This window comes from Jatrophihabitans endophyticus, from assembly GCF_900129455.1.
Lineage (GTDB): Bacteria > Actinomycetota > Actinomycetes > Mycobacteriales > Jatrophihabitantaceae > Jatrophihabitans > Jatrophihabitans endophyticus.
The window spans coordinates 826,572-850,527 of record NZ_FQVU01000001.1; the positions used below are offsets into that span (position 1 = coordinate 826,572).

Annotated in this window: 18 protein-coding genes and 1 tRNA gene; 14 read left to right on the top strand and 5 right to left on the bottom strand. The window is 72.5% G+C overall.

The genetic code is table 11. From position 1 onward, the window contains the following. Positions 1–111 precede the first annotated feature (111 nt). The gene (locus BUE29_RS21780) at positions 112–861 is read left to right on the top strand and encodes a chymotrypsin family serine protease (RefSeq protein ID WP_143167959.1); all 750 of its coding nucleotides are present in this window, start codon (positions 112–114) and stop codon (positions 859–861) included. Positions 862–1,381: 520 nt separating this feature from the next. Here BUE29_RS21780 and BUE29_RS03880 read toward each other — a convergent pair. Next, positions 1,382–2,581, bottom strand: coding sequence for a phosphatidylserine decarboxylase (locus BUE29_RS03880; RefSeq protein WP_073386133.1), 1,200 nt, complete (start codon positions 2,579–2,581; stop codon positions 1,382–1,384). Between the two features lie 139 nt (positions 2,582–2,720). On the opposite strand from BUE29_RS03880, the gene BUE29_RS03885 reads away from it, so the two are divergent. From BUE29_RS03885 to BUE29_RS03895, 3 genes are read left to right on the top strand one after another with little or no spacing between them, the layout of a single operon-like run. Then, on the top strand, positions 2,721–3,701 hold the full coding sequence (locus BUE29_RS03885) for a methylenetetrahydrofolate reductase C-terminal domain-containing protein (RefSeq protein WP_073386136.1): 981 nt from the start codon (positions 2,721–2,723) through the stop codon (positions 3,699–3,701). Further along, positions 3,698–4,444 (top strand): class I SAM-dependent methyltransferase, encoded by a 747-nt coding sequence (locus BUE29_RS03890; protein ID WP_073386138.1) that lies wholly within the window; start codon positions 3,698–3,700, stop codon positions 4,442–4,444. Before BUE29_RS03885 ends, BUE29_RS03890 begins: the two co-directional genes overlap by 4 nt. Before the next feature lie 39 nt (positions 4,445–4,483). Beyond that, entirely contained in the window at positions 4,484–4,687 is a 204-nt protein-coding gene (locus BUE29_RS03895; RefSeq protein ID WP_073386141.1) for a hypervirulence associated TUDOR domain-containing protein, read from the top strand. A 119-nt stretch (positions 4,688–4,806) separates the two neighbouring features. On the opposite strand, the gene BUE29_RS03900 is transcribed toward BUE29_RS03895, so the two are convergent. Beyond that, the gene (locus BUE29_RS03900) at positions 4,807–5,613 is read right to left on the bottom strand and encodes a formate/nitrite transporter family protein (protein WP_073386143.1); all 807 of its coding nucleotides are present in this window, start codon (positions 5,611–5,613) and stop codon (positions 4,807–4,809) included. Between the two features lie 155 nt (positions 5,614–5,768). Between BUE29_RS03900 and fdh the strand changes: the two genes are divergently transcribed. From fdh to nrfD, 3 genes are all read left to right on the top strand, one after another. After that, entirely contained in the window at positions 5,769–9,107 is a 3,339-nt protein-coding gene (fdh, locus tag BUE29_RS03910) for a formate dehydrogenase (RefSeq protein WP_407657310.1), read from the top strand. Beyond that, on the top strand, positions 9,107–10,132 hold the full coding sequence (locus tag BUE29_RS03915) for a 4Fe-4S dicluster domain-containing protein (protein WP_073386148.1): 1,026 nt from the start codon (positions 9,107–9,109) through the stop codon (positions 10,130–10,132). Before fdh ends, BUE29_RS03915 begins: the two co-directional genes overlap by 1 nt. A 71-nt stretch (positions 10,133–10,203) precedes the next feature. Continuing rightward, positions 10,204–11,145 (top strand): NrfD/PsrC family molybdoenzyme membrane anchor subunit, encoded by a 942-nt coding sequence (gene nrfD / locus BUE29_RS03920; RefSeq protein ID WP_084180660.1) that lies wholly within the window; start codon positions 10,204–10,206, stop codon positions 11,143–11,145. A gap of 168 nt (positions 11,146–11,313) precedes the next feature. Here nrfD and selD read toward each other — a convergent pair whose 3' ends face one another. From selD to BUE29_RS03935, 3 genes are all read right to left on the bottom strand, one after another. Then, complete coding sequence (selD, locus tag BUE29_RS03925) at positions 11,314–12,303, bottom strand: selenide, water dikinase SelD (protein WP_073386154.1); 990 nt, start codon at positions 12,301–12,303, stop codon at positions 11,314–11,316. 111 nt (positions 12,304–12,414) lie between these two features. Beyond that, positions 12,415–14,970: a putative bifunctional diguanylate cyclase/phosphodiesterase gene (locus BUE29_RS03930; RefSeq protein ID WP_073386157.1), complete on the bottom strand. Its 2,556-nt coding sequence runs from the start codon at positions 14,968–14,970 to the stop codon at positions 12,415–12,417. Between the two features lie 3 nt (positions 14,971–14,973). Next, positions 14,974–16,725: a S8 family serine peptidase gene (locus tag BUE29_RS03935; protein WP_073386160.1), complete on the bottom strand. Its 1,752-nt coding sequence runs from the start codon at positions 16,723–16,725 to the stop codon at positions 14,974–14,976. A gap of 153 nt (positions 16,726–16,878) precedes the next feature. On the opposite strand from BUE29_RS03935, the gene BUE29_RS03940 reads away from it, so the two are divergent. The 7 genes from BUE29_RS03940 (at position 16,879) to BUE29_RS03970 (ending at position 23,945) form a co-directional block, all read left to right on the top strand. Then, positions 16,879–17,157 (top strand): hypothetical protein, encoded by a 279-nt coding sequence (locus BUE29_RS03940; RefSeq protein ID WP_073386162.1) that lies wholly within the window; start codon positions 16,879–16,881, stop codon positions 17,155–17,157. Positions 17,158–17,190: 33 nt separating this feature from the next. Continuing rightward, a tRNA-Sec gene (locus tag BUE29_RS03945) sits at positions 17,191–17,286 on the top strand. 24 nt (positions 17,287–17,310) lie between these two features. After that, on the top strand, positions 17,311–18,597 hold the full coding sequence (gene selA, locus BUE29_RS03950) for an L-seryl-tRNA(Sec) selenium transferase (protein ID WP_073386165.1): 1,287 nt from the start codon (positions 17,311–17,313) through the stop codon (positions 18,595–18,597). Then, complete coding sequence (locus BUE29_RS03955; protein WP_073386168.1) at positions 18,597–20,375, top strand: selenocysteine-specific translation elongation factor; 1,779 nt, start codon at positions 18,597–18,599, stop codon at positions 20,373–20,375. Before selA ends, BUE29_RS03955 begins: the two co-directional genes overlap by 1 nt. Position 20,376: 1 nt before the next feature. Then, positions 20,377–20,697, top strand: coding sequence for a chorismate mutase (locus BUE29_RS03960; protein WP_073386171.1), 321 nt, complete (start codon positions 20,377–20,379; stop codon positions 20,695–20,697). Between the two features lie 87 nt (positions 20,698–20,784). Next, positions 20,785–21,507, top strand: coding sequence for a beta-phosphoglucomutase family hydrolase (locus BUE29_RS03965; RefSeq protein WP_073386174.1), 723 nt, complete (start codon positions 20,785–20,787; stop codon positions 21,505–21,507). After that, entirely contained in the window at positions 21,504–23,945 is a 2,442-nt protein-coding gene (locus BUE29_RS03970; RefSeq protein WP_234971337.1) for a glycoside hydrolase family 65 protein, read from the top strand. The genes BUE29_RS03965 and BUE29_RS03970 overlap by 4 nt, the downstream gene beginning before the upstream one ends. The last annotated feature ends 11 nt before the right edge of the window (positions 23,946–23,956 follow it).

Here is a 23,956-nt window from a genome sequence, read left to right on the forward strand (position 1 = left end):
AAAATGTTGCGCAATCGCTTCGGCTCAAACACGGTGGTGTTCCACCAGAGTCGGTTCACTTTCGCCGTCAAACGTGACCGGATGAGGGCGGGTATCAAACGTAGACACGTCGTGGCCAGCAAGACGACGAAATCACGTCGAAATCCCACCAAATCCGCCTCGCGAGCAGTGGCGACGGCGAACAAGTTATCAGATATCAAACCGTACTGGGGTGGCGACCGCATCCTGTCCACCCAGGGGGACTACATCGTCCAGTGCACGGCCAATTTCAAGGCCGTCGAGACCACGGGATCGAAATCCGCGGCAGCAATCACTGCGGGGCATTGTGGGCCGACCGGAACTAAGTGGCAACAGGCCTATCTGAGCGGTAACACCATATATTCAACAGGCGATTACGGTACGGATGCGAAAAGACATTTCAGCACGGCGGGTGATCAGGAATTGCTCACAGGTTCTTCCTGGGACTATTCGGCCTGGACCACGTACAACCCCGGGGGAAACTCGGGAAACGTGATCGAGTACTACGCTCGATCGGTGGCCAAAGGCGCCCATATCTGCTCGGACGGGTCGTACACCAACTACACCTGCGGGGGCACCGTCACCGCGGTGAAGGCCTGCGCCAACATCGACGAGGACGGCACGCTGCACAATGTCTGTGGCCTTGACACCGCGACTGCGACGCATCGATTGGTGCAGAGTGGCGACAGCGGCGGACCTGTCTGGGATCAGGCCAGCCCTGCCGGTTACGCGATCAACGCAGGGATCATCTCGGCTGGCAGTGACGACGGTAAGACACTGCTGTTCGAGGACATCATCACTGCCGCGAAAGACCTACAGTTCACTGAGCCCAAGCAGGCCTGACACCCGACCAAGGAGACCCCGTGCGATTGCGTGTCGTGCTGAGCGGAGCCTTGGCCCTTGCGTGCGTCCTCGACTGTTCCGCGTGCGCGTCCGGGGGTTCACCCGCCGAGGAGTCCCAGGGACGGACGTTTGATGGTCACTCAGATTCTGTCGTCGCCACTCGGTCATTTCCTGTCAGGCCTGCGCCCACCGCAGGGGATCTCAGCCTGCCATGGCGGTTGATCAGGGCCGATTTGGCGCACGACGAGATCGTCATCAGCGCTTCCACTTCGCACTGCCGCAAACCAGCATTCGCAGTGGTGCTCAGCGAACATACGCATGTGCAAGTTGGGGTGTACGCGCGCAAAGGCACCACGTCGAGCGCGCCGTGCGCTGCAACCCGTTCGACTCTCGTCGGCTACGTCAGAGTCCATGGCGTTTCACCCTCGGCACCGCTCACACATGCGGACGTGTCAGGCTGAGTTCTTGATTCGACTGGATCGCGCCGTTCGGCACATCCCGACCCGCTCGGTAGATCCGGTCACGACCTCCGACCGGTGAGGCGTACCGCCGGCGTCCCCACGTGGCGGAAGTCGGCGGAGGTGTCGACCTGGGGCTGCGTGCCGGCCTGGAACAGCAGGACGATGTCCGAGCCGCCGAACTGGAAGTACCCGAACTCCTCCCCCTTGGCGACCTCGGCCCCGGCCTGCGCGGTGAGCACGACCGAGGCGACGTGCGCCATGCCGACCGGCACGACGCCCACCAGCCCGACGTCGCCGCCCGGGCTGCCGGCCGTGTCGACCACGACCACGCCGCGCGTCTGGAAGAACTCGTAGCCGGTCTCGGTGCGGTCGAGCGAGGCCAGCTGCCCGTCGCGCAGGTCGACCTGCATGTAGACCTGCCCCTGGACGACCCGGGCCTCGCGGACGGCGCCGGCCACCGGGACGTGGAAGCGGTGGTAGGCCGACGGCGGGAGCATGTAGTGCACGAAGGTGCCGCCGGCGAACGCGTCGGCGTATTCGCTGCCCTCGAGCAGCGTCCGGATGTTGCCGTAGGTCTTGATGTTCTTCACGCGGACGGCGGGGATGTTCGACTCGTCGTCGATGTCGTAGCTGTGCTGGTAGCTGCAGTCCGCCGGAGAGGTGACGAGCAGATTGCTGCCCGGCTCGGCGATCGGGCGCAGCCCGGCGTTGAGCTCCCGGGCGAAGAACTGGTTGAACGTCCGCCAGCCGCTCGGCTCGTTCGGCCGGCCGTCGACCAGCGACTCCTCGACGGTGTACTCCGGCGAGTCCTGGACGAAGGTGCGCAGGATGTCGTCGTCGAAGGACTCCGGCGTGTCCAGGAACGCGCCCCACTCGGTCGCGACCTGCGTCAACCACTCACGGAACTCCGCGGACCCTTCGGCCGCGCCGGCGTCCTCACCGTCGTGCTGGTCGACGAGGAAGAAGAAGTGCGCGAGCCGATCGCTGACCTCGCGGGAGTTGCGGTGCTGCGGATCGTCGTCCGTCCACGCTGTGGCGTCCGACTGCTGCGGGATCCAGCGCAGGAACGTCGTGATGTAGTCGGTGTACGCCTCGATCGTGGTGGGCCACTCGAGTGCGGCGAAGAGCGCCGGGTCCAGGTCGGCCTCGGCGCGCTCGTGTGCTCGCTGCAACGACCGCTGGAGCAGCCGCGCCAGCCTGGCATCGCCGTCGAGGGTCTCGTGCAGTCGCTCGATCAAGTGCGTCGCCGTCGGAGCCATCGGACCTCCCGGACGTGGGAGCGCGCCGACCGCCTCCCCTCGAGAGTCGAGCTTGCCCCCACCCACCCGTCCGCCTCACCACCGACACCGGACATTCGTCGCCTGGTAACCGGGCGGGCGCGGTGGGCACGGTGGTGTCGTGCTGACCGGCGACACCGCGTGCCCCAAGCGCATGGTGTTCGGCCCGTGCGGCGGCGTCCGGCCGGACGGTGCCTGCGAGATGGTGGCCATGCCGTGCGTGTTCCCGGAGCCGGTGCTGCGTCCCGACCGGGTCGCCGGGGTCGCGCCCGGCACGGCACCGCGCGTGCTCGCCGACGTCAGCTCGCCGCCCTTCGACGTCGCCGGCCTGCGCCGCGTGGCCACGCTGCTGCGCGACAGCAGCGACGCGCTTCTCGTCGGTGAGCACCACAACCGCCCGGACTTCCCGCCCACCGTGGTGGCCCGCATCCTGCAGGACGAGGGCTGCCGGCCCTGGATCACGCTCGCCTGCCGGGACCGCAACCGCGTCGTGCTGGAGCAGGAGCTGCGCGGCCTGCAGTTGAGCGGCGTCGACACCGTGCTGTGCGTGACCGGCGACGGCCGCGGCCCGGACGTCCGCCCCGACGTCACGCAGGTGTGGGATCTCGACGGGCCCCGCCTCGCGGAGCTCGCCGCGTCGCTCGGGCTGTGCGCGGCCGTGCCCGAGACCCCGACCGCACCACCCATCGTCGGCCGACCGGCCCGGCTCGCCGCCAAGGAGCGCTCGGGGGCGGGCATCGCGGTGCTGAACCACGTCCGCGAGCCGGGGCAGGTGGCGCGATTCATGGCGCAGGCGCATGCGGCCGGGCTCACCATCCCGGTGGTCGCCGCCGTGGCCGCCTTCACCGACGCCGAGTCGGCCGCCGCGCTGCAGCGACTGCCCGGCCTCGAGCTCGATCCCGAGGTCGTGGCTGCGGTGCTCGCGTCGGCCGATCCGGTCGCGGCCGGGATCTCCGCCGCGGTCGACGAGGCCGCGGCCCTGCTCGCGATCGACGGCGTCGTCGGGGTGAACGTCTCGGGCCTCGCGTCGTCCCGGGGCTGGGACCACGCCGCCGAGGTGAAGGCGGCCATCGGCGCCCGGATCAAGGAGCTGGTCGTATGAGTGACGCCATGGACGCGGAGTTCGACGTCCTCGCGGAGTGGACGGCCGACGCCGCCCTCGAGCTCGGCCCGGACCATCACCTGCCAGCGGCGTGCCGGGGCAGCGGGGGTCCGCGCACGCTCGACCTGCTGCTCGACGAGCTGGCGCCGTCGGCCGGTCAGACCCTGCTGGACGTCGGGGCCGGCGTCGGCGGTCCGGGCGCGTACGCCGCGCGACGTCACGGGGTCGCGCCGCTGCTGAGCGACCCGGAGGCCGGCGCGGGCCGGGCCGCCCGCCGGCTGTTCGACCTGCCGGCCGTCCAGGCCGACGCGCAGGCGCTGCCCGTCGCCGACGCCGCCGTGCCGCTCGCCTGGGCGCTCGGCGTGCTGTGCACGACCGACGACCACACCGCGGTGCTGCGGGAGCTCCGACGGGTCGTCGCGGCCGGCGGCCGGGCGGGTCTGCTCGTCTACGTGGCGCAGTGCGACGTCGTCGACCCGCCGGCGGGCAACAACTTCCCGACCGAGGGCGGCCTCGCCGCCGCCGTGCGCGACGCCGGCTTCATCGTGCGGTGGACGACTCCCATGCCGCCGCCGTCGCAGGAGCCGCCGGCCTGGCAGGAGCATGCCGACGCCGTCGAACGAGTGGTGCAGGAACGCCACGGCGACAGCGACGCGTGGCGCACCGCCGACCGGCAGAGCACGCGCTTCGGCGAGCTGCTCGCGAGCGGCGACGTCCGCGGCCGGTTGCTCGTGCTCGAATGAGACCGCGTCGCGAACACGTCGTCCGGGTAGAGCTGTCGCATGAGCGACTTCCATGAGGGCGACCGGGTGACGTGGGCGAGCCACGGCAGTGAGGCCACGGGCAAGGTCGTCCGCAAGATCACGAGCGAGACCGAGGCGGGTGGCCGCACGGTCAAGGCGAGCAAGGACGAGCCGCAGTACCTGGTGAAGAGCGACAACGGCGGCGAGGCCGTTCACAAACCCGACGCCCTGCAGAAGGCCTGACCGTCCGATGAGCCGGGGTCTCGACCTGCTGCAGTCGTAGCGCCGTCCGGCGATCCTCCGGCGCAGGACGACGCGGCATTCGCAGGAGGATCCGCCCGCCGGAAGATCCACCGGCTGGCTCAGTCGGCCGGCGCGTCCTTCAGGTAGAGGTAGTAGTAGGCGCCGCCGACGAACACGCCGGCCCCGACGGCGTTGCCGAGGAACGCGAAGATCAGGTTCAGCACCATGTCGCCGCCGGTGATGCCGGTGTTCTCGAAGATCGCGAGCGGCAGGAAGAACATGTTGGCGACGACGTGGTCGAAGCCGAGCGCGACGAACGCGGTGATCGGGAAGACGATGGCGAGGATCTTGCCGCCGACGGTGGTGGCCGCGAGGGCGAGCCAGACGGCGAGGCACACCAGCCAGTTGCAGCCCAGCGCGCGCAGGAACTGCTCCAGGTGGGTCTCGGTCATGCCCTTGCCGGCGGCGATGGCCTGCAGCCGGATCCAGGACGACCCCGCCGACCCGGGTGCCCCCTGCTTGATCACGCCCGTCTTGTCGGCCAGCACGTAGGCCACGAACAACGACCCGGCGAAGTTGCCGATGGTGACCCAGAGCCAGTTCAGCAGCACCCGCACCACGCTGACCTTGCCGGCGAACACGGCCATCGGGCCCAGCGCCATGTTGCCGGTCAGCAGCTCGGCACCGCCGATCACGACGAGGATGAGGCCCAGGCTGAACACGAGACCGGTGACGACCGTGACCAGCCCGCCCCACGTCTTCGGGTCGAGCCCGGACGATGCCACGATCGCCAGCAGGCCTCCGAACGCGATGTAGGCGCCGGCGAGGAAGCCGCCGATCAGCGCCTTCGGCGGCGGCAGCAGCGTCTTGGTCGTCCCGCTCGCGACGGCGGCCGCCGCGACGGCAGGGGGCGCGTTGTAGCTCATGTCGACGTTCCTCTCCGCAGGTCAGCGTCCGACGTCGGGCGGCTTACCCCGGCCGCAGCACGGGAACGCCGCGTCCCGGCGATCACTTCGCCCGATCAGGGGGTAGCGTCGTCACCGCGTCGAGACGAACGGCGCCGACCTCGTGGGGGAACCCGGTGGCTCTGGGCAAGACGTTCCTCGGCTGGCCGGTCGTCCGGCAGCTGACCGGCGCCGACCGTCTCGGTCGCGGCGCCGCCGCGCAGTCGGCCGCCACGCGTGAGCGGGTGGCCCGCACCGAGACCGCCGACCGTGTCGTCAAGAGCATCTGCCCCTACTGTGCCGTCGGCTGCGGCCAGCGCGTGTACGTCAAGGACGAGAAGGTCGTCCAGATCGAGGGTGACCACGACTCCCCCATCTCGCGCGGTCGGCTCTGCCCGAAGGGCTCGGCGAGCGAGCAGCTCGTCAACTCCCCCGGCCGGCAGACGGCGATGCTCTACCGGCGGCCCTACGCGACCGAGTGGGAACCGCTCGATCTCGAGACGGCCACCGACATGCTCGTCGACCGCATCCTCGACACCCGGTCTCGCACCTGGCAGGACGAGTGCGAGGGCAAGACCGTCCGACGCACGCTCGGGATCGCCGCGCTCGGCGGCGCGACGCTGGACAACGAGGAGAACTACCTGATCAAGAAGATCTTCACGGCCATGGGTGCCGTGCAGATCGAGAACCAGGCCCGGATTTGACACAGCGCCACCGTCCCCAGTCTGGGGGCTTCCTTCGGTCGTGGCGGGGCCACCACCTTCCAGCAGGACCTGCAGCACTCCGACTGCATCGTCATCCAGGGCTCGAACATGGCCGAGTGCCACCCGGTCGGGTTCCAGTGGGTGATGGAGGCGAAGAAGCGCGGCGCCAAGGTCATCCACATCGACCCGCGGTTCACGCGGACGTCGGCGGTGTCGGACCTGCACGTCCCGCTGCGGGCCGGTAGCGACATCGCGTTCCTGGGCGGGATCGTCAACTACATCCTGAGCAACGGGAAGTGGTTCGACGAGTACGTGAAGGCGTACACGAACGCCTCGACGATCGTCGGCGCGGACTTCGTCGACACCGAGGACCTCGACGGCCTGTTCAGCGGGTACGACCCCGAGACCGGCACCTACGACACCGCGTCGTGGCAGTACGACGGGGTCGAGGAGGTCGCGGCCGGCGGGCAGCGCGAGCTCTCCGACGAGGAGAAGGCGCAGGGACCCGACGGCGCCGAGACCAGCGAGGGCGAGGGCGACGTGTCGCGCCGCGAGCGCGGGGCGGCGTACGAGATGGGCGGGCACGGCGCGTCGCTGCACCACGCCGAGGTCAAGCGCGACGAGTCGCTGCAACACCCGCGCTGCGTTTTCCAGATCCTCAAGCGTCACTACGCCCGGTACAGCCCAGAGATGGTGGCACGGGTGTGCGGCGTCCCCGTGGAGCAGTTCCTCGAGGTCTGCGAGGCCGTCACCGCCAACAGCAATCGCGAGCGGACGACGTCCTGGGTGTACTCGGTCGGCTGGACGCACCACTCGGTCGGCGTGCAGTACATCCGCGGCTCGGCCATCATCCAGCTGTTGCTGGGCAACATGGGGCGGCCGGGCGGTGGCATCCTCGCCCTGCGCGGTCATGCCAGCATCCAGGGCTCGACCGACATCCCCACCCTGTTCAACCTGCTGCCGGGCTACCTGCCGATGCCCAAGTCAGGCGAGCACGACACGCTCGACGACTACATCGCGACCATCACGTCACCTGCGCAGAAGGGTTTTTGGGCAGAAGCACGCAAATTCACGGTGTCGCTGCTCAAGTCGTACTGGGGCGACGCCGCGACGGCCGACAACGACTACTGCTTCGACTACCTGCCCAAGCTCACCGGCGACCACAGCACTTATCCCACGGTGATGGGCATGCTCGCCGACGAGGTCGAGGGCTACTTCCTGCTCGGGCAGAACCCCGCGGTGGGCTCGGCGCACGGGAAGATGCAGCGCCTGGGCATGTCGCACCTGAAGTGGCTCGTCGTCCGCGACCTGAACATGATCGAGTCGGCGACGTTCTGGAAGGACGGTCCGGAGATCGAGACCGGCGAACTGCGCACTGAGGACATCGGCACCGAGGTGTTCTTCTTCCCGGCCGCGTCCCACGTCGAGAAGGACGGCACGTTCACGCAGACGCAGCGCGTGCTGCAGTGGCACCACAAGGCGATCGAGCCCCCGGGCGACTGTCGCAGCGACCTGCACTTCTTCTTCCACCTCGGCCGCAAGCTGCGCGAGCGGCTGGCGACCTCGACCGAGGAGCGCGACCGGCCGCTGCTGGACCTCACCTGGGACTACCCGACCGAGGGCCCGCTCGCGGACCCGTCGGCCGACGCGGTCCTGCAGGAGATCAACGGTCGCCACCTCGCCGGCGACAAGGCCGGCCGGCCGCTCGACTCGTACCTGGCGATGGCCGACGACGGGTCGACCTCGGGCGGTTGCTGGATCTACACCGGCGTCTACGCCGACGGCGTGAACCAGGCCGCGCGTCGCAAGCCGGGCCGTGAGCAGTCCTGGGTCGCGCCCGAATGGGGCTGGGCGTGGCCGGCGAACCGGCGCATCCTCTACAACCGGGCCTCCGCCGACCCGGAGGGTCGGCCGTGGAGCGAGCGCAAGGCCTACGTCTGGTGGGACGAGGAACAGGGCAAGTGGACGGGGCACGACATCCCCGACTTCGTCCCCGACAAGGCGCCCGGTTACCGACCGGAACGCGGCACGGGCGGGGTCGAGGGCCTCGCCGGCGACGACCCGTTCATCATGCAGGCCGACGGCAAGGCGTGGCTCTACGCGCCGACCGGGCTGCTCGACGGCCCGCTGCCGGCGCACTACGAACCGGCCGAGTCGCCGGTGCGCAATCCGCTCTACCGGCAGCAGGCCAACCCGACCCGCCAGGTCTTCAAACGCAAGGACAACCTGCAGAACCCGTCGCCGCCGGAGTTCGCCGCCGACGTCTTCCCCTACGTGTTCACCACGTACCGGCTCACCGAGCACCACACGGCCGGCGGCATGAGCCGGTGGCTGCCGTTCCTGGCCGAGTTGCAGCCGGAGTTCTTCTGCGAGGTATCGCCCGAGCTCGCACGGGAACGACAGCTGCAGCACCTCGGCTGGGCCACCATCGTGACGGCCCGGACGGCCATCGAGGCGCGGGTGCTGGTCACCGATCGGATGACGCCGCTGCGGATCGGGGCCGACGGCGACACCAAGGTCGTCCATCAGGTGGGGTTGCCGTACCACTGGGGCGTGGGGTCGTCCGCACTCGTGAGCGGCGACTCCGCGAACGACCTGTTCGGTGTCACCCTGGACCCCAACGTGCACATCCAGGAGTCGAAGGTCGCGTCCTGCGACATCCAACCGGGGCGCCGCCCCACCGGGCCGGCCCTGCTGCGCTACGTCGCGGAGTACCAGAGCCGCGCGGGCATCACGGTGGAGACCGGCAACCAGCGACGGACGGAGAGCTGATGGCGTCGCATCGCCGCGACCCCGACCCCCGGGTCGCGCAGCGGGCGGGCTGGGAGGACCCGCCGCCGCGCAAGGGCTTCTTCACCGACACGTCGATCTGCATCGGCTGCAAGGCGTGCGAGGTCGCCTGCAAGGAGTGGAACGGCGTCCCCGACGACGGGTTCAACCTGCTCGGGTCCTCGTACGACAACACCGGCGCGCTCGGCGCCTCCACGTGGCGGCACGTCGCGTTCATCGAGCAGCCCAAGGAGCTGCCCGGGGTCGACCCGGGGCTGCGCGGCACCCCGGTCGGCCCCCCGGCCACCGACGCCGTCAACGCCGCCGCCGACGACGCGCTGACCGGTGAGCGCACCGCGCTGGGCACCGACACCACCAAGGTCTCGCTCGGTATGCCGTCGTTCGACCTCCCCGGCTCCGCCGACCCCGACGGCAAGCGCACCGACTTCCGGTGGCTGATGTCGTCCGACGTCTGCAAGCACTGCACGCACGCGGCCTGCCTGGACGTGTGCCCGACGGGGTCGCTCTTCCGCACGGAGTTCGGCACCGTCGTCGTGCAGGACGACATCTGCAACGGCTGCGGCTACTGCGTGCCCGCCTGCCCGTTCGGCGTCATCGACCGGCGCATCGGCGACAAGGGGACGAAGAACGTCGGCATCGCCCAGAAGTGCACGCTGTGCTACGACCGGCTCGGCGCGGGCAAGACACCGGCGTGCGCGCAGGCCTGCCCCACCGAGTCGATCCAGTTCGGCGATCTCGACGAGTTGCGCGAGCGCGCTCAACGACGTGTCGAGGCCCTGCACGAGCGCGGGGTGACCGACGCCCGCCTGTACGGGGAGAGTCCCGACGACGGCATCGGCGGGGCCGGCGCGATGTTCCTGCTGCTCGACGAGCCGGAGGTCTACGGCCTGCCGCCGGACCCGGTCGTCACCACCCGTGACCTGCCCGCGATGTGGCGGCAGGCGGGGCTGGCCGCCGCAGGCCTGCTGGCCGCGGCCGTCACCTCGTTCCTGGGGCGGCGGCGGTGACCGAGCAGGCGCCCGAGCGGGGTCGGCGACGTGGCCGAGGTCGCGGCCGGGGCTCCGCCGACGGCGCGCCGATGGTGCCGGACGTCGAGTTCACGTCGTACTACGGCCGTCCGGTCGTCAAGGTGGCGCCATGGACGGCCGACATCCCCGCCTACCTGTTCCTCGGCGGGCTCGCCGGCGGCTCGTCGCTGCTGGCCGCGGGTGCCGATCTCACCGGCCGGCCGGGGCTACGCCGGGTCGGCCGGCTCGGCGCCGCCGCCGGGATCACGCTGAGCTTCGGGGCGCTGGTCCACGACCTCGGCAGGCCGCTGCGGTTCCTCAACATGCTGCGGGTGGCCAAGCCGACGTCGCCGATGTCCACCGGCACCTGGATCCTCATGGGGTACGGACCCGCCGCGGGGATCGCCGGAGCGGCCGAGCTAGGCGAGCTGGTCCGCCCGTACCTGCCGCGGTCGCTGCGGTGGACGGTGCGGTTGCTCTCGGCGCTCGCGCCCTCTGCCGGCTTCGCGGCCGCGGTCGCCGCGCCGGCCGTCGCGTCCTACACCGCCGTGCTGCTCGCCGACACCGCCACACCGTCGTGGCACGAGGCCTACCGCGAGCTGCCGTTCGTGTTCGTCGGCTCGGCGGCCGCCGCGGCGGGCGGTCTCGGCATGCTGGCCGGGCCGCCGGCCGAGGCCGGCCCCGCCCGTCGGCTGGCCGCGGCCGGTGCCGTCGCCGAGCTCGTCGCGGAGCGCGTCATGGAGTCGTCCATGGGTGTGACGGCCGAGCCGCTGCACGAGGGGCGGGCGGGCGCACTGCTGCGAGCCAGCAAGGCCCTCACCGCGGGCGGTGCCCTGGTCGGCGCGCTGCTCGGGGGCCGCTCCCGCGTCGCCGCCGTGGCCGGCGGGGCCGCGCTGGTACTGGGCTCGGCCTGCACCCGGTTCGGCATCTTCGAGGCCGGGCAGGCGTCGGCTCGCGACCCGAAGTACACCGTCGTCCCGCAGCGCGAGCGCATTGCCGAGCGGGAGGCGTGACCCACCCGCCCGCCGGCGCCGCGACGCGAGCTCCGACCCGCTCACCACGTCGGGTTGGCCCCACGCGAGCGCGGCCAGTCGATCTTCGACACCGCGCGCACATGGGGCCAACCTCGCCGATCACCGCGCGCGCATGGGGCCAAGCCCGCACCACGGCAAGCTGGCGGGTCAGCGGACGGTGAGCACGGTGTCGCCGGCCGCGACCGTCTCGCCGACGACCGGGGCGCCCGGCACCTCGCCGACCACGAGTAGGCCGCCGCTGGTCTGGGCGTCGGCGAGCAGCAGCAGCTCGTCCTCGGGCACGGTGGCCGCGAGGTGCGGGCGCACCCAGTCCAGGTTGCGCTTCGTGCCGCCGCTGACGAAGCCGTCGCGGAGCGCGTCACGGGCACCGTCGAGGTACGGGACGGCGGCCGCGTGGACCACCGCCGATACCCCGGACGCCCGCGCGAGCTTGTAGAGGTGGCCGAGCAGCCCGAAACCGGTGACGTCGGTGGCCGCCTCGGCCCCGGCGGCCAGCGCCGCCACCGACGCATCGGCGTTCAGCGCGACCATCGACTCGATCGCCTGGGGAAAGACCTCGCCGGTGCTCTTGTGCCGGTTGTTGAGCACGCCGACGCCCAACGGCTTGGTGAGGCTGACGGGCAGGCCGGGACGCGCCGCGTCGTTGCGCAGCAGCCGCGCCGGATCGGCCACCCCGGTGACGGCCATGCCGTACTTGGGCTCGGGGTCGTCGATGCTGTGACCGCCGCCGACGTGGCAGCGCGCCTGCCGTGCGACGTCCAGACCGCCGCGCAGCACCTCGCGCAGCAGCTCGGTGGGCAGCACGTCGCGGGGCCAGCCGACGAGGTTCACCGCGACCAGCGGCCGTCCGCCCATCGCGTAGACGTCCGACAGCGCGTTGGCGGCGGCGATGCGGCCGAAGGTGTAGGCGTCGTCCACCACCGGGGTGAAGAAGTCCGCGGTCGTGACCACCGCGGTGCGCTCGTCGATCACCACCACCGCCGCGTCGTCGCCGTCGTCGAGCCCCACGAGCAGGTCCGGCGACGGCGGCCCGACGAGGTCGCGGACCACGTCCTCGAGCTCACCCGGCGGGATCTTGCAGGCGCAGCCCCCACCGTGGGCGTACTGCGTGAGGCGGACGGCGTCGGTCTTCGTCACCCGCTCGACCGTACGCGGCGTGCGGGTGTGCGGTCGGCGGCGACCAGACCCTGCTCCCGCCGTCTTTCCCGGCCGGGCGCGCGGCGCGGCAGACCGCCGGCACCGCACGGGTCAGGCCGACGCCCGGTCGTCCAGCAGACGCGGCCGCGGCGAGCCGGCGAACGCGCTCTCGTCCAGCCAGCGGGCGAAGTCCGGCGCACTCAACGGCCGGGCGATCACGTACCCCTGCGCGACGTCGCAGCCGAGGACGCGCAGCTCGTCGAGCATCTCGGCCAGCTCTGCCCCCTCGGCCACGACGTGCAGGTCGAGGCTGCGGCACAGGCTGGTGATGGCGCTGATCAGCGCGCGGCTGTTGCGCGCGTCCTCCTGCTGGGCCAGCCCGAACACGAAGGAGCGGTCGATCTTGACCTCCTGCACTGGCAGCCGCTGCAGGTAGGACAGGCTGGAGTACCCGGTGCCGAAGTCGTCCAGCGAGATCCGCACACCCTGCGCGGCCAGCCGCGCGAGGACGCTGAGGGTCTGCGCCGGGTCGGCGATGACGCTGCTCTCCGTGATCTCGATGGTCAGCGACGAGCTGGGCACTCCGGCGCGGCGCAGGGCGGCGGCCACCTGCTGCGGCAGACGCGGATCGCCGACGTTGCGCGCGGACAGGTTGACGGCCACCCCGATGTCGCGGCCGGACTCGGCCCAGGCGCGGCACTCGTGCAGCGCCGCGTCCAGGATGAGCGGGGTGAACTGGTCGATGAGGCCGGCCGTCTCGGCAAGCGGGATGAAGCGGTCGGGCGACACGACGCCGAGGGTGGGGTGATGCCAGCGAACCAGGGCCTCGGCGCTGCAGACCGAGCGGCTGGCGAGGTCGATCTGCGGCTGGAAGTACACGGCGATGCGTTCCGGATGCTCCTGCAGGGTGGTCCGCAGGTCAGCCAGCAGCGCCAGCTTCTCCGTACGGTCGCGCTCCATGCGCGCGTCGTAGACGGCCACCCGGTCGTCGCCGCGCTTCGCCGCGTACATGGCGGTGTCCGCGTGACGGAGCAGGTCCTTCGACAGCGCCGGGTCGACGCTGGTCGCGATGCCGATGCTCGCCGCCGCAGCGAGGACGACCTCGTCGATCACGATGGGCTCGGCGAGAGCGGCGACGATCTGCTCGGCGATGCAAACGGCCGACGCGGCGTCGTCGGCGGCCAGTGAGAAGCACGCCGCGAACTCGTCGCCGCCGAGCCGGGCCGCGACGGCGTCGGCCGGCAGCGCGGCGGCGAACCGGTCGGCCACCACCTGCAGCAACTGGTCGCCCGCACCGTGCCCGAGGCTGTCGTTGACCTCCTTGAACTCGTCGAGGTCGAGCAGCAGCACCGCCGTGCGCGTCCCGTCGCCGATCGGGGTCTCGAGGATGCTGCGGGTCAGCCGGGCCCGGTTGGCCAAGCCGGTCAGGGTGTCGTGGGTCGCGTCGTAGGCCAGCCGCTCCACCATCTGCGCGCGCTCACCGGCCACCGCGAAATGGCTCGTCAAGGTCTGCAGCAGCCGCAGGTCGTCGTCGGTGAAGCTCGCGAGGTCGCCCATGCGGTCGGTCACGGTGATGACGCCACCGAGGCCGGCCGCGCCGGGCAGCGGAGCGACCATCGCGTCGCGGTAGCCGCGCTCGGTCAGCCACTTGCGCAGCGCCCGGTCGCGGGTCGTGCGCGGCACGACGAGCGACTCGTTGTCGGTCACCGCACGCATGGCGGTCCAGTCGAGGGCGGCCTGTTCGACGACGGCCGCGCTGAAGCCGGACTCGTCGCTGGTGAAGCGGGTGGCCTTGGCCCCGGCGCGCTGGTCGACGCCGGTCTCCGCGTCGAGGACCGTGACCTCGGCCCGGGCCGCCCGGAGCAGCGTCCGCACGCGCGCCAGCAGATCCTCGGTCGTGGCGGTGAGCGACGCGGTGCCGGCGCTGCCCGTGACGAACTCGTGGATGGTCTCCAGCTTGGTGTGACGCCGCGAGGCGACGAGGAAGCCGCGGTACATCGCGATGGCCGAGCCCGCCGTCACGACGACGACGACCCACCCCACCACGCCCGCCCCGGCGAGCAGCACGATCCCGAACGTCGCCGACATCGTCACCGTCGCGAGCACGGCGGCGGGGACGAGGACCTCCGCCACGTCGCGGCGCGAGAGCGGCCCGTTGTGCATGCGGATGACGGCCAGGACCGCGCAGCTCATCAGCTGGTCGACGGCGACGGTGACCAGCAGTGCGACGGCGGCGAGCCCGAGATCGGGCCCGCTCCGCGTGCCCACCAGTGCGTGGATCGCCGCGGTGTCGACCGCGGCCTCGAAGCCGTACATGGACAGGTTGAAGAACGTCTTCTCCGGCCGCATCCGCTGGATCGCGAGCGCCGTTCCGGCGCCGAGGACACGTGCGGCGAGCACCACGGGCAGCGGCACCAGCAGCGCGCCCAGGACGAGCGGGATGCCGCCGAGCGTGAGCGAGTGGGCCTGCCTGCGGAACTCGATGTTGAGCAGGAACTGCTCACCCAGCAGGAACCCCACGAACAGGGCCGCGCCGAGCAACCAGGTGCTCGTCGACGTGCTCAGGGTGGCAGGCTGGCGGTACCCGACGGCGATGGCGATCGCCCCGGCGGCGAGCGCGACGCTCAGCTGCGTCGTGCGGCGCCGGGCCCGCGACGTGGAGCTCATGCGCTAGGCCCAGGCGGCGGCGGACCAGCGCGCGGAGTCCCAGTCCGCGTCCGACCAGCGGGCAGACGACCAGCGAGCGGACGACCAGCGAGCGGACGACCAGCGGGCGGACGACCAGCGAGCCGAGTCCCAGTCCGCGTCCGACCACCGTGCCGACGACCAGCGGGCGGACGACCAGCGCGCCGCGTCCCAGGAGGAGCCGGTTCGCCACCCGGTGCCGGTCCAGATCGCGCCGTTCCACGAGCCGCCGTCCCACGCGTTCGCCGCGGACGCGGCTGCCCACCAGGTCGCGCCGTCCCAGGGCTGCCCCTGCACGTCGATCTCGCCGGCGAGCTCGGTGCCCTCGGCATCGACGAGCCGGCTGCCACCGCGGGCCGCGTCGAGCGAGCCGGTGCCCGTGGCCGCCGGCCAGCTCTGCGTCACGGACGCGGTGGTGAGGCGTCCCAGGAGGCTGGTCATCGACCGGGCGAGGTCCAGCGCGGAGGCGATGTTCAGCTGGCCGGCGCCGGCGTCGGCCGGAGCGGCGGCCACGTCGGTCGCGCTGCGTGTGAGCACGTACTTGACCTGGTCCGGCGTCAGGTTCGGGTAGGCCTGCAGCAGCAGCGCCACCGCGCCCGAGACGACTGCGGCGGCCTGACTCGTGCCGCTGCCGCGGAACAGCCGGCCGGCGCTGTCGCCGTCCACCCGTCCCTCGGGGTGGTTCGTGTCCACGAAGGAGCCCGGGTCGCGCAGCGAGACGACGGAGCGTCCCGGCGCGAGGAGGTCGACGTGTCGTTGCGCCGAACCGGAGCTGCTGAAGTCCGCCACCGACGGCGTGGCCCAGCCGGCGACCGTGTCACCGCCGTCGGACGCGCCGACGGCGAGGACGTAGGGGTCGGTGGCCGGATCGGTGAGCCGCCCCGCGGAACGCCCCTCGTTGCCGCCCGAGACCACGACCACGAGGCCGTGACGCCACGCGTTCTCGACCGCCGCGGCGAGCGGGTCGACCTGGTAGGGCTGCACCGAGTCGGTGCCGTACGCGAGGTTGACGACACGGATGCGCGTCCCGTCGGCCGTGACCGGGTGCTGGACGATCCAGTCGAGACCGGCGATGACCTGGCTGACGTCGGTGCTGCCGTCGGTCGTCGCCAGCTTGAGCGCCTCGACCTGGGCGTCGGGAGCGACACCGAGCTGGGTGTTCGGGTCCTGGGTGGCGAGCTTGGCCGACTTCGCGGCGGTGTCGCGGCCGGCGATGATGCCGGCCAGGTGCGTGCCGTGGCCGTAGGTGTCGGCGCCGTCGAGCACGCCGTTGGTCTCGACGGAGAGGTCCGGCCCGTAGGTGACCTTCCCCTGGCCGTCCAACCCGGACACGCGGGCGACGCCGGAGTCGAGCAGGGCGACGGCGATTCCCTTGCCGGTGACGGCGTGGCCGGCGCTGTCGTTGCTCGCCCACACCCGGCGGGCGCCGATGGCGCGCTCGACGGTGTACAGCGAGCCCGGGTCGGTGGCCGCGGCGTACTGCCCCGTGCTCACGGCAGCCTTGTCCGCCGCGTGGTCGCCCCAGAGCGCACCGCCGGATGCGAGCCAGTCGCGGGCGGCCTTCACGGCGGCGGTGACCGTCCCCGACGGAGCGTTCGGTGCGGCCGCGGCGGGCGCTCCCGGGGTGGCGACGACGAGCGTCGCGGCGGTCGCGGCGCCGAGGGCGACGGCCGCGGCACACCGTCCCCAGCGGGTGGTGTGCACCGACGTGCGGAGGGCCGTGCGTCGTGTCGTCATGCGGGTCCCCATCCATGGGATCGTCATTCCTAACACGAAACTTACACGATCGCGGTGTCTCGTCCACAACCGGGTCGGCCGCGACGGACGCGGCTGACCGCCGCCGGGTCGCGTCCGTTGACGCTCGGACGGGGGCCCGGAGACACTGGCGCCGTGGTGGGGGACGTGCTGGCCGGGTTGTGCGCCGGCCTCGTCATCGGGGTCGTGGAGCAGCTGACCAGGACGGCCTGGGCCGTGCGGCGATTGCGCCCCTGGATGCTCGAGGCCGTCGACCGTGTCGTGCTCTTCGTCGCGATCGTGGGCGTGGTGCGGGTCGTCGGCGCCGCGCCGCTGTGGCGCACGCTCGTCGCCGCGGCGGGCATGGCTGCGACGGTGGTGCTGGTCCGGCTCGTCACCCGAGGCTCGGTGCGGGCGGAGTCGCGCTCGGGCTGATCGCCGGTCGTGCGGCTGGGTACGGTCGTGCGCGGAGGCGTACAGGTGCCTGGTGGCCCTCCCGGTCTTCAAAACCGGTGGAGCCGAGCAACTCGGTTCGGCGGGTTCGATTCCCGTCCGCCTCCGCCACGGACCACGTTGGAGGACGCGCGCATGACCGACCCGCGCCGCGCGGTGCCGCGCACCGACGCCGTGCTGGCCGATCCGCGCCTCGTCGCCGCGGCGGCGCGCCTCGGCCGCGCGGACGTGAAGCGCGTCGTCGCCGAGACACTGGCCGACGTGCGGGCCGGGACGCTCGTGGCCGGCGATCCCGGTGACGTGGCCGACGTCGTCGTACGGCGACTCCCGACGCCGCCGCGCCGGGTGATCAACGCGACCGGCGTGGTGCTGCACACGAACCTCGGCCGGGCGCCGCTGTCGGCCGAGGCGCTGACCGCCGTGGGCGCCGCGGCCGGGTACACCGACGTGGAGTTCGACCTCGCCACGGGCCGGCGCGCACCGCGCGGTCGGGGCGCGCTCGCGGCGCTGGCCGCCGCGGTGCCCGGCGCGGGCGGGGTGCTCGTGGCCAACAACGGCGCGGCCGCGCTCGCTCTCGCCACCACCGCGCTGGCGGGCGGGCGCGAGGTCGTGGTCAGCCGCGGCGAGATGGTGGAGATCGGCGACGGGTTCCGGCTCCCGGACCTCGTCGAGTCCACCGGCGTCCGGCTGCGGGAGGTGGGGACGACGAACCGGGTGACCGTCGCGGACTACGCCGCGGCGGTCGGCCCGGGCACCGGGGCGATCCTCAAGGTGCACCCGAGCAACTTCCGCATCGAGGGCTTCACCGGCTCGGTGGCGGTGCGCGAGCTCGCCGCATTGACGCCGCCGGTGATCGTGGACGTCGGCAGCGGACTGCTCGCCCCGCACCCGCTGCTGCCCGACGAACCCGATGTCGCGGGCGCGGTCGCTGCGGGTGCCGCCGTCGTCACCTGCAGCGGTGACAAGCTGCTCGGCGGTCCGCAGGCGGGTCTGCTGTTCGGCACCGCCGAGATGATCGCGACGCTGCGCCGGCATCCGCTCTACCGCGCGTTCCGCGTCGACAAGCTCACCCTCGCCGCCCTCGAGGCCACCGTCCGGATGCCGGCCAACCCGACCTGGCGGGCGCTGACCGCCGACGCCCACGGCCTCGAACAGCGATGCGGCCGCGTTGCCCGGGGCGTCGGCGGCGAGGTGGCGACGCACGACGGCGCGGTCGGCGGCGGCAGCGCGCCCGGGACGACGCTCGCCGGCTGGGCCGTGTCGCTGCCGGCGGCGCTGGCACCGGCGCTGCGCACCGGCGAACCGCCCGTGGTGGGCCGGATCCTGGACGACCGGCTGCTGCTCGACCTGCGCTGCGTCGACCCCGACGACGACGACGTCCTCGTCGCGGCCGTCGCGGCCGCTCGCCGGGCGGCGGGGTAGTGCACGTCCTCGCCACCGCCGGGCACGTCGACCACGGCAAGTCGACGCTCGTGCGCGCCCTCACCGGCATGGAGCCCGACCGCTTCGCCGAGGAGAGGCGGCGTGGCCTCACCATCGACCTCGGCTATGCGTGGACGACGCTCCCGTCCGACGAGGAGATCGCGTTCGTCGACGTCCCCGGGCACCAGCGCTTCATCGCCAACATGCTGGCCGGCCTCGGCCCGGCGCCGGCGGTGCTGTTCGTCGTCGCCGCGGACGAGGGGTGGTCGCGGCAGTCCGGCGAGCACCTGGCCGCGATCGACGCGCTGCAGGTCCGGCACGCGGTCCTCGCCGTCACCCGGGCCGACCTGGCCGATCCCGCCCCGGCCCTCGCGGACGCGGCGGCCCGGCTGGCGGCGACCAGCCTCGGCACCGTCGACGCGGTCGCGGTCTCCGGGGCGACCGGCGCCGGGCTCGCCGCGCTGCGGACGGCCCTCGACCGGCTGGTGGCCTCGCTCCCCCTGCCGGACGCCCTCGCCCCGGTTCGGCTCTGGCTCGACCGGAGCTTCAGCATTCGGGGTGCCGGCACCGTCGTGACGGGGACGCTCGCGGCCGGCTCGGTCGGGGTGGGTGACACGCTCGCCCTGCGCGAGGGCACGGTGACGGTCCGCGGCGTGCAGAGCACCGGCACCGAGCTCGACCGCGTCGACGGGGTGGCGCGGGTCGCGCTCAACCTCCGCGGCACCAAGCCCGACGCCGTCGGCCGTGGCGACGTCCTGCTCACCCCCGACGCCTGGCACCGCACCGACGCGCTCGACGTCCGGCTCACCGCCACCGAGGACGCCCTGCCGGCCGAGCTCGTCCTGCACGTCGGGACGGCGGCGGTGCCCGTGCGGGTCCGGCCCCTGGACCCGTCCGCCACCCTCGCCCGCCTCACGCTGGCCGAGGCGCTGCCCTTGCGCGCGGGCGACCGCGCCGTGCTGCGCGATCCCGGCCGGCAGGCGGTGGCCGCCGGCGTCCTCGTGCTGGACGCCGATCCGCCGTCACTGCGTCGGCGCGGCGCCGCGCGGGCCCGGGCCGGCGAGCTCGTGGGCGCCACCGGAACGCCGGACGTGACCGTCGAGGTGGGTCGCCGGGGCGTCGCACGCCGGGACCACCTCGCACGGCTGGGCGTGCCGGTCGGCGAGGCGGACCTCGCTCCGGGTGCGGTACGCGCGCTCGGCGACTGGCTGGTGGCCGATCCGACCTGGCGGCGCTGGGTCGCGAACGCGCCGGCGGTGCTGGCCACCCGGGCGCGGTCGCATCCGCTGGACCCCTCCCCCAGCCTCGGCGCCTTCGGCCGTGCGCTCGCACTGCCCGACGACGCGGTGCTCGTCCGCGCCGTCGTGGCCGCCGCGGGGCTGCGGGTAGGCGACGGCCGGGTGGAGCAGCCGGGCGCACGCCCCGCCCCGCAGGACGTCCATCCCGGCATCCGCGCCCTCGTCGACCGGCTCGCCGGCGCTCCGTTCGCGGCCCCCGAACGTGACGAGCTCGCCGAGCTCGGGCTCGGGCCCCGCCAGCTCGCTGCGGCGGCGAAGGCCGGGCTGGTGGTGCGTCTCGGCGGGGACGTCGTCCTCGCCGCCGACGCCGCCGCCCGCGCCACGACCGTCCTCGCCGGTCTCGAGCAGCCGTTCACCGCCAGCGCCGCGCGCCAGGCGCTCGGCACCACCCGCCGCGTCGCGATCCCGCTGCTCGAGCACCTCGACCACGTCGGGGTGACCGTCCGCGTCGACGCCACCCGGCGTCTCGTACGGTCGTGACGTGACCTCCGGCCCCACCGACGAGCGAGACCCTGCCGTCGCCGACCGTCTCGCCGAGCTGCGGGGCAGCATCGACAATCTCGACGCGGCCCTCGTCCACCTGCTCGCCGAACGGTTCAAGCTGACCCGCGCCGTCGGCGAGCTGAAGGCGCGCACGGGGATGCCCGCGGCCGACCCCGGTCGCGAGGAACGGCAGATAGCGCGGTTGCGCGCACTCGCCGACGACGCCCACCTCGACCCGGCGTTCGCCGAGCAGTTCCTGACGTTCATCGTCGCCGAGGTCGTCCGTCACCACGAGGCCATCGCGCGCCGGCACCGCTGAAGTAGTGGCGGCGGCAGCGATGGCCGCGGGCCGCAGTCGCCGTGACGATCCCGGTTGAGGTCAAGGCGCGGCGGGCACGCTCCCCCCGTGCCTCTGGGACTCCCGGACGGAATCTCCGTCTGCCTCTTCGACCTCGACGGCGTGCTCACCGACACCGCCGCCGTCCACCGCGCCGCGTGGAAGGCGACCTTCGACCCCGTGCTCGCCGACGAGGGCCAGGGCGAGTTCACCGCCGACGACTACGCGGAGTACGTCGACGGGAAGCCCCGCCTCGACGGCGTGCGCGACTTCCTCGCCTCGCGCGACATCCACCTCCCCGAGGGCGAGGCGGACGACGCGGACGACAAGCGCACCGTCAACGGCATCGGCAACCGCAAGAACGACGACGTGCTGGGCCGGATCAAGCGCGACGGCGTGAAGGTCTTCGAGGGCTCGCGCCGCTACCTCGAAGCCGCCCGCGACGCCGGGCTGCGCCGCATCGTGGTGTCGTCGAGCGCCAACACCGCCGACGTGCTGAAGGTGACCGGCCTGGCCGAACTGGTCGAGGGTCGCGTCGACGGCGTGACGATCCGCGAGGAGGGGATCAAGGGCAAGCCCGCCCCCGACTCCTTCCTCGCCGGCGCGAAGCTCGTCGACGCCGAGCCCGCCGCCGCCGTCGTGTTCGAGGACGCGACGTCCGGTGTGGAGGCCGGCCGGCGCGGCGAGTTCGGCTACGTCGTCGGCGTGAACCGGATCGACGACCGGCATGCCGACGAGCTGCGCAAGCACGGCGCCAGCGTCGTCGTCGACGACCTGGACGACCTGCTGTGACCCACGACATCACCGACCGATCGCCTCGCGACGGCCGCTTCCCGGTCGACCCCTGGCTCATCCGCGAGGTGGGGCTGGACCAGTCGTTCCTGCCGCAGTCCGAGTCGCTGTTCGCGCTGTCCAACGGTCACGTGGGCCTGCGCGGGAACCTCGACGAGGGCGATCCGAGCGGGCTGCCGGGCACGTACCTGAACTCGTTCTACGAGACCCGGCCGCTGCCCTACGCCGAAGCCGGCTACGGCTACCCGGAGTCGGGCCAGACGGTGCTCAACGTGACCAACGGCAAGCTGATCCGGCTGCTCGTCGACGACGAGCCGCTCGATCTGCGCTACGGCACGATCGAGAGTCACGAGCGCACCCTGGACATGAAGCGCGGCGTGCTCGAGCGCGAGCTGGTCTGGTGCTCGCCGTCGGGGACGCACGTGCGGTTGCACACCAGTCGTCTCGTCTCGCTGCGGCGCCGTTCGCTCGTCGCGATCCGCTACCGCGTCACGGCGGTCGACAAGCGCGTGCGGGTCGTCATGCAGTCCGAGCTCGTCGCCAACGAGCACGTGCCGGCGCAGTCGAAGGACCCGCGGGTGGCCGCGGTCGTCGAGCACGCGCTCAAGGCGGTCGAGAAGGGCGGCAAGCACGCCCGCGCACTGCTGGTGCACCGCACCGAGGGCAGCAGGCTGCAGATGGCCGCGCTCATGGACCACGTCGTGCACAGTCCCGACGGCAACATCACCGAGCTCGCGGTCGAGGACGACTGGGCGCGCTACACCTTCTCGACCGCGCTCGAACCCGACGACGAGCTCGACGTCACCAAGTTCGTCTCCTACGGCTGGTCCAGCCAGCGTTCGGTGCCGGCCCTGCGCGACCAGGTCACCGCCGCCATGGTGAGCGCCCTGCACGCCGGCTGGGACGGTGTGAAACGCGAACAGGAAGACGAGTTCGCGAAGTTCTGGGACGGTGCCGACGTCCGCATCGACGGCGACGACGAGCTGCAGCAGGCCGTCCGCTTCGGCATCTTCCACTCCTTCCAGGCCGGGGCGCGCGCCGAGCAGCGGGCGATCCCGGCCAAGGGGCTGACCGGTCCGGGCTACGACGGGCACGCCTTCTGGGACACCGAGATGTTCGTCCTCCCGCTGCTCACGGCCACCGATCCCGACGCCGCCGCCGATGCGCTGCGCTGGCGTGCGGCGACCCTCCAGCAGGCCCGCGAACGCGCCGGCACACTGCACCTGTCCGGTGCGACGTTCCCCTGGCGCACCATCCGTGGCCACGAGTGCTCCGCGTACTGGCCCGCGGGCACGGCCGCCTTCCACGTCAACGCCGACGTCGCGGCCGCGGTGCTGCGCTACCTGCGCTGGACCGGTGACGAGAACTTCGAACGCGAGGTCGCGCTGCCCGTGCTCGTGGAGACCGCGCGGCTGTGGCGCTCGCTCGGCTACCACGGCGAGGACGGCTGCTTCCACATCGACGGCGTCACCGGACCCGACGAGTACAGCGCCGTCTCGCACGACAACGTCTACACCAACCTGCTCGCCGCGCAGAACCTCACCGGCGCGGCCGACGTGGTCGCCCGCTGGCACGACCAGGCGCAGGAGCTCGGGGTCACGGAGGACGAGACCGCCGAGTGGCGGCGCGCCGCCGACACCGTCGCGATCCCCTACAGCGAACGGCACGGGGTGCACGAGCAGTCCCGCGGCTTCACCGCGCTCGACGTGTGGGACTTCGCGGCGTCCGACCGCGATCACGCGTATCCGCTGCTGCTCAACGACTCGTACTTCGACCTCTATCGCAAGCAGGTCGTCAAGCAGGCCGACCTCGCGCTCGCGCTGCACTGGGCCGGCGACCGGTTCACCGCCGAGGAGAAGGCGCGCGACTTCGCCTACTACGAACCGCTCACCGTCCGCGACTCGTCACTGTCGGCGTGCACCCAGGCGGTCGTCGCGGCCGAGGTCGGGCACCTGGAGCTCGCCACCGCCTACCTCGCCGAGGCCGCGCTCATGGATCTGCACGATCTGAACAAGAACGGCGGCGACGGTCTGCACATCGCGTCGCTCGCCGGGGGGTGGCTCGCGGTCGTGGCGGGATTCGGCGGCATGCGCGACCACGGCGACCGGCTCACCTTCCGCCCGCAGCTCCCACCCGGCTGGCACGGTCTCGACTTCACGGTGCGCTACCGCGGTCACCATCTGCGCGTCGCGATCGGCCCCGACTCGGTGACGTACCGCGTCGAGGGCGATCCGGACGACGGGGGCAGCGTGCCGGTGACACATCTGTCCGGCGACGCAGCCGACGGTGGCGCGGGCGAGGACCTCGACGTCGCCGTCGGGTCGAGCGTCGAGCGGTCGTGGACTGCCGTCACCCCGTTGACCGAGACACCGGGCCAGCCCGCGGGCCGGGTGCCGGCCCGGGCGCAGTCGCGCTCGGCCAACCGCTCCGCCGACTGACGCCCTCGCGA

Excerpts from the sequence above, each read along its gene's own strand:
- nrfD (WP_084180660.1), top strand. The coding sequence starts at position 10,204 with ATGGTGCCGGACGTCGAGTTCACGTCGTACTACGGCCGTCCGGTCGTC.
- BUE29_RS03880 (WP_073386133.1), bottom strand. The coding sequence starts at position 2,581 with ATGGCTCCGACGGCGACGCACTTGATCGAGCGACTGCACGAGACCCTC.
- BUE29_RS03935 (WP_073386160.1), bottom strand. The coding sequence starts at position 16,725 with ATGACGACACGACGCACGGCCCTCCGCACGTCGGTGCACACCACCCGC.
- selA (WP_073386165.1), top strand. The coding sequence starts at position 17,311 with ATGACCGACCCGCGCCGCGCGGTGCCGCGCACCGACGCCGTGCTGGCC.
- BUE29_RS03915 (WP_073386148.1), top strand. The coding sequence starts at position 9,107 with ATGGCGTCGCATCGCCGCGACCCCGACCCCCGGGTCGCGCAGCGGGCG.
- BUE29_RS03895 (WP_073386141.1), top strand. The coding sequence starts at position 4,484 with ATGAGCGACTTCCATGAGGGCGACCGGGTGACGTGGGCGAGCCACGGC.
- BUE29_RS03890 (WP_073386138.1), top strand. The coding sequence starts at position 3,698 with ATGAGTGACGCCATGGACGCGGAGTTCGACGTCCTCGCGGAGTGGACG.
- BUE29_RS03900 (WP_073386143.1), bottom strand. The coding sequence starts at position 5,613 with ATGAGCTACAACGCGCCCCCTGCCGTCGCGGCGGCCGCCGTCGCGAGC.
- BUE29_RS03930 (WP_073386157.1), bottom strand. The coding sequence starts at position 14,970 with ATGAGCTCCACGTCGCGGGCCCGGCGCCGCACGACGCAGCTGAGCGTC.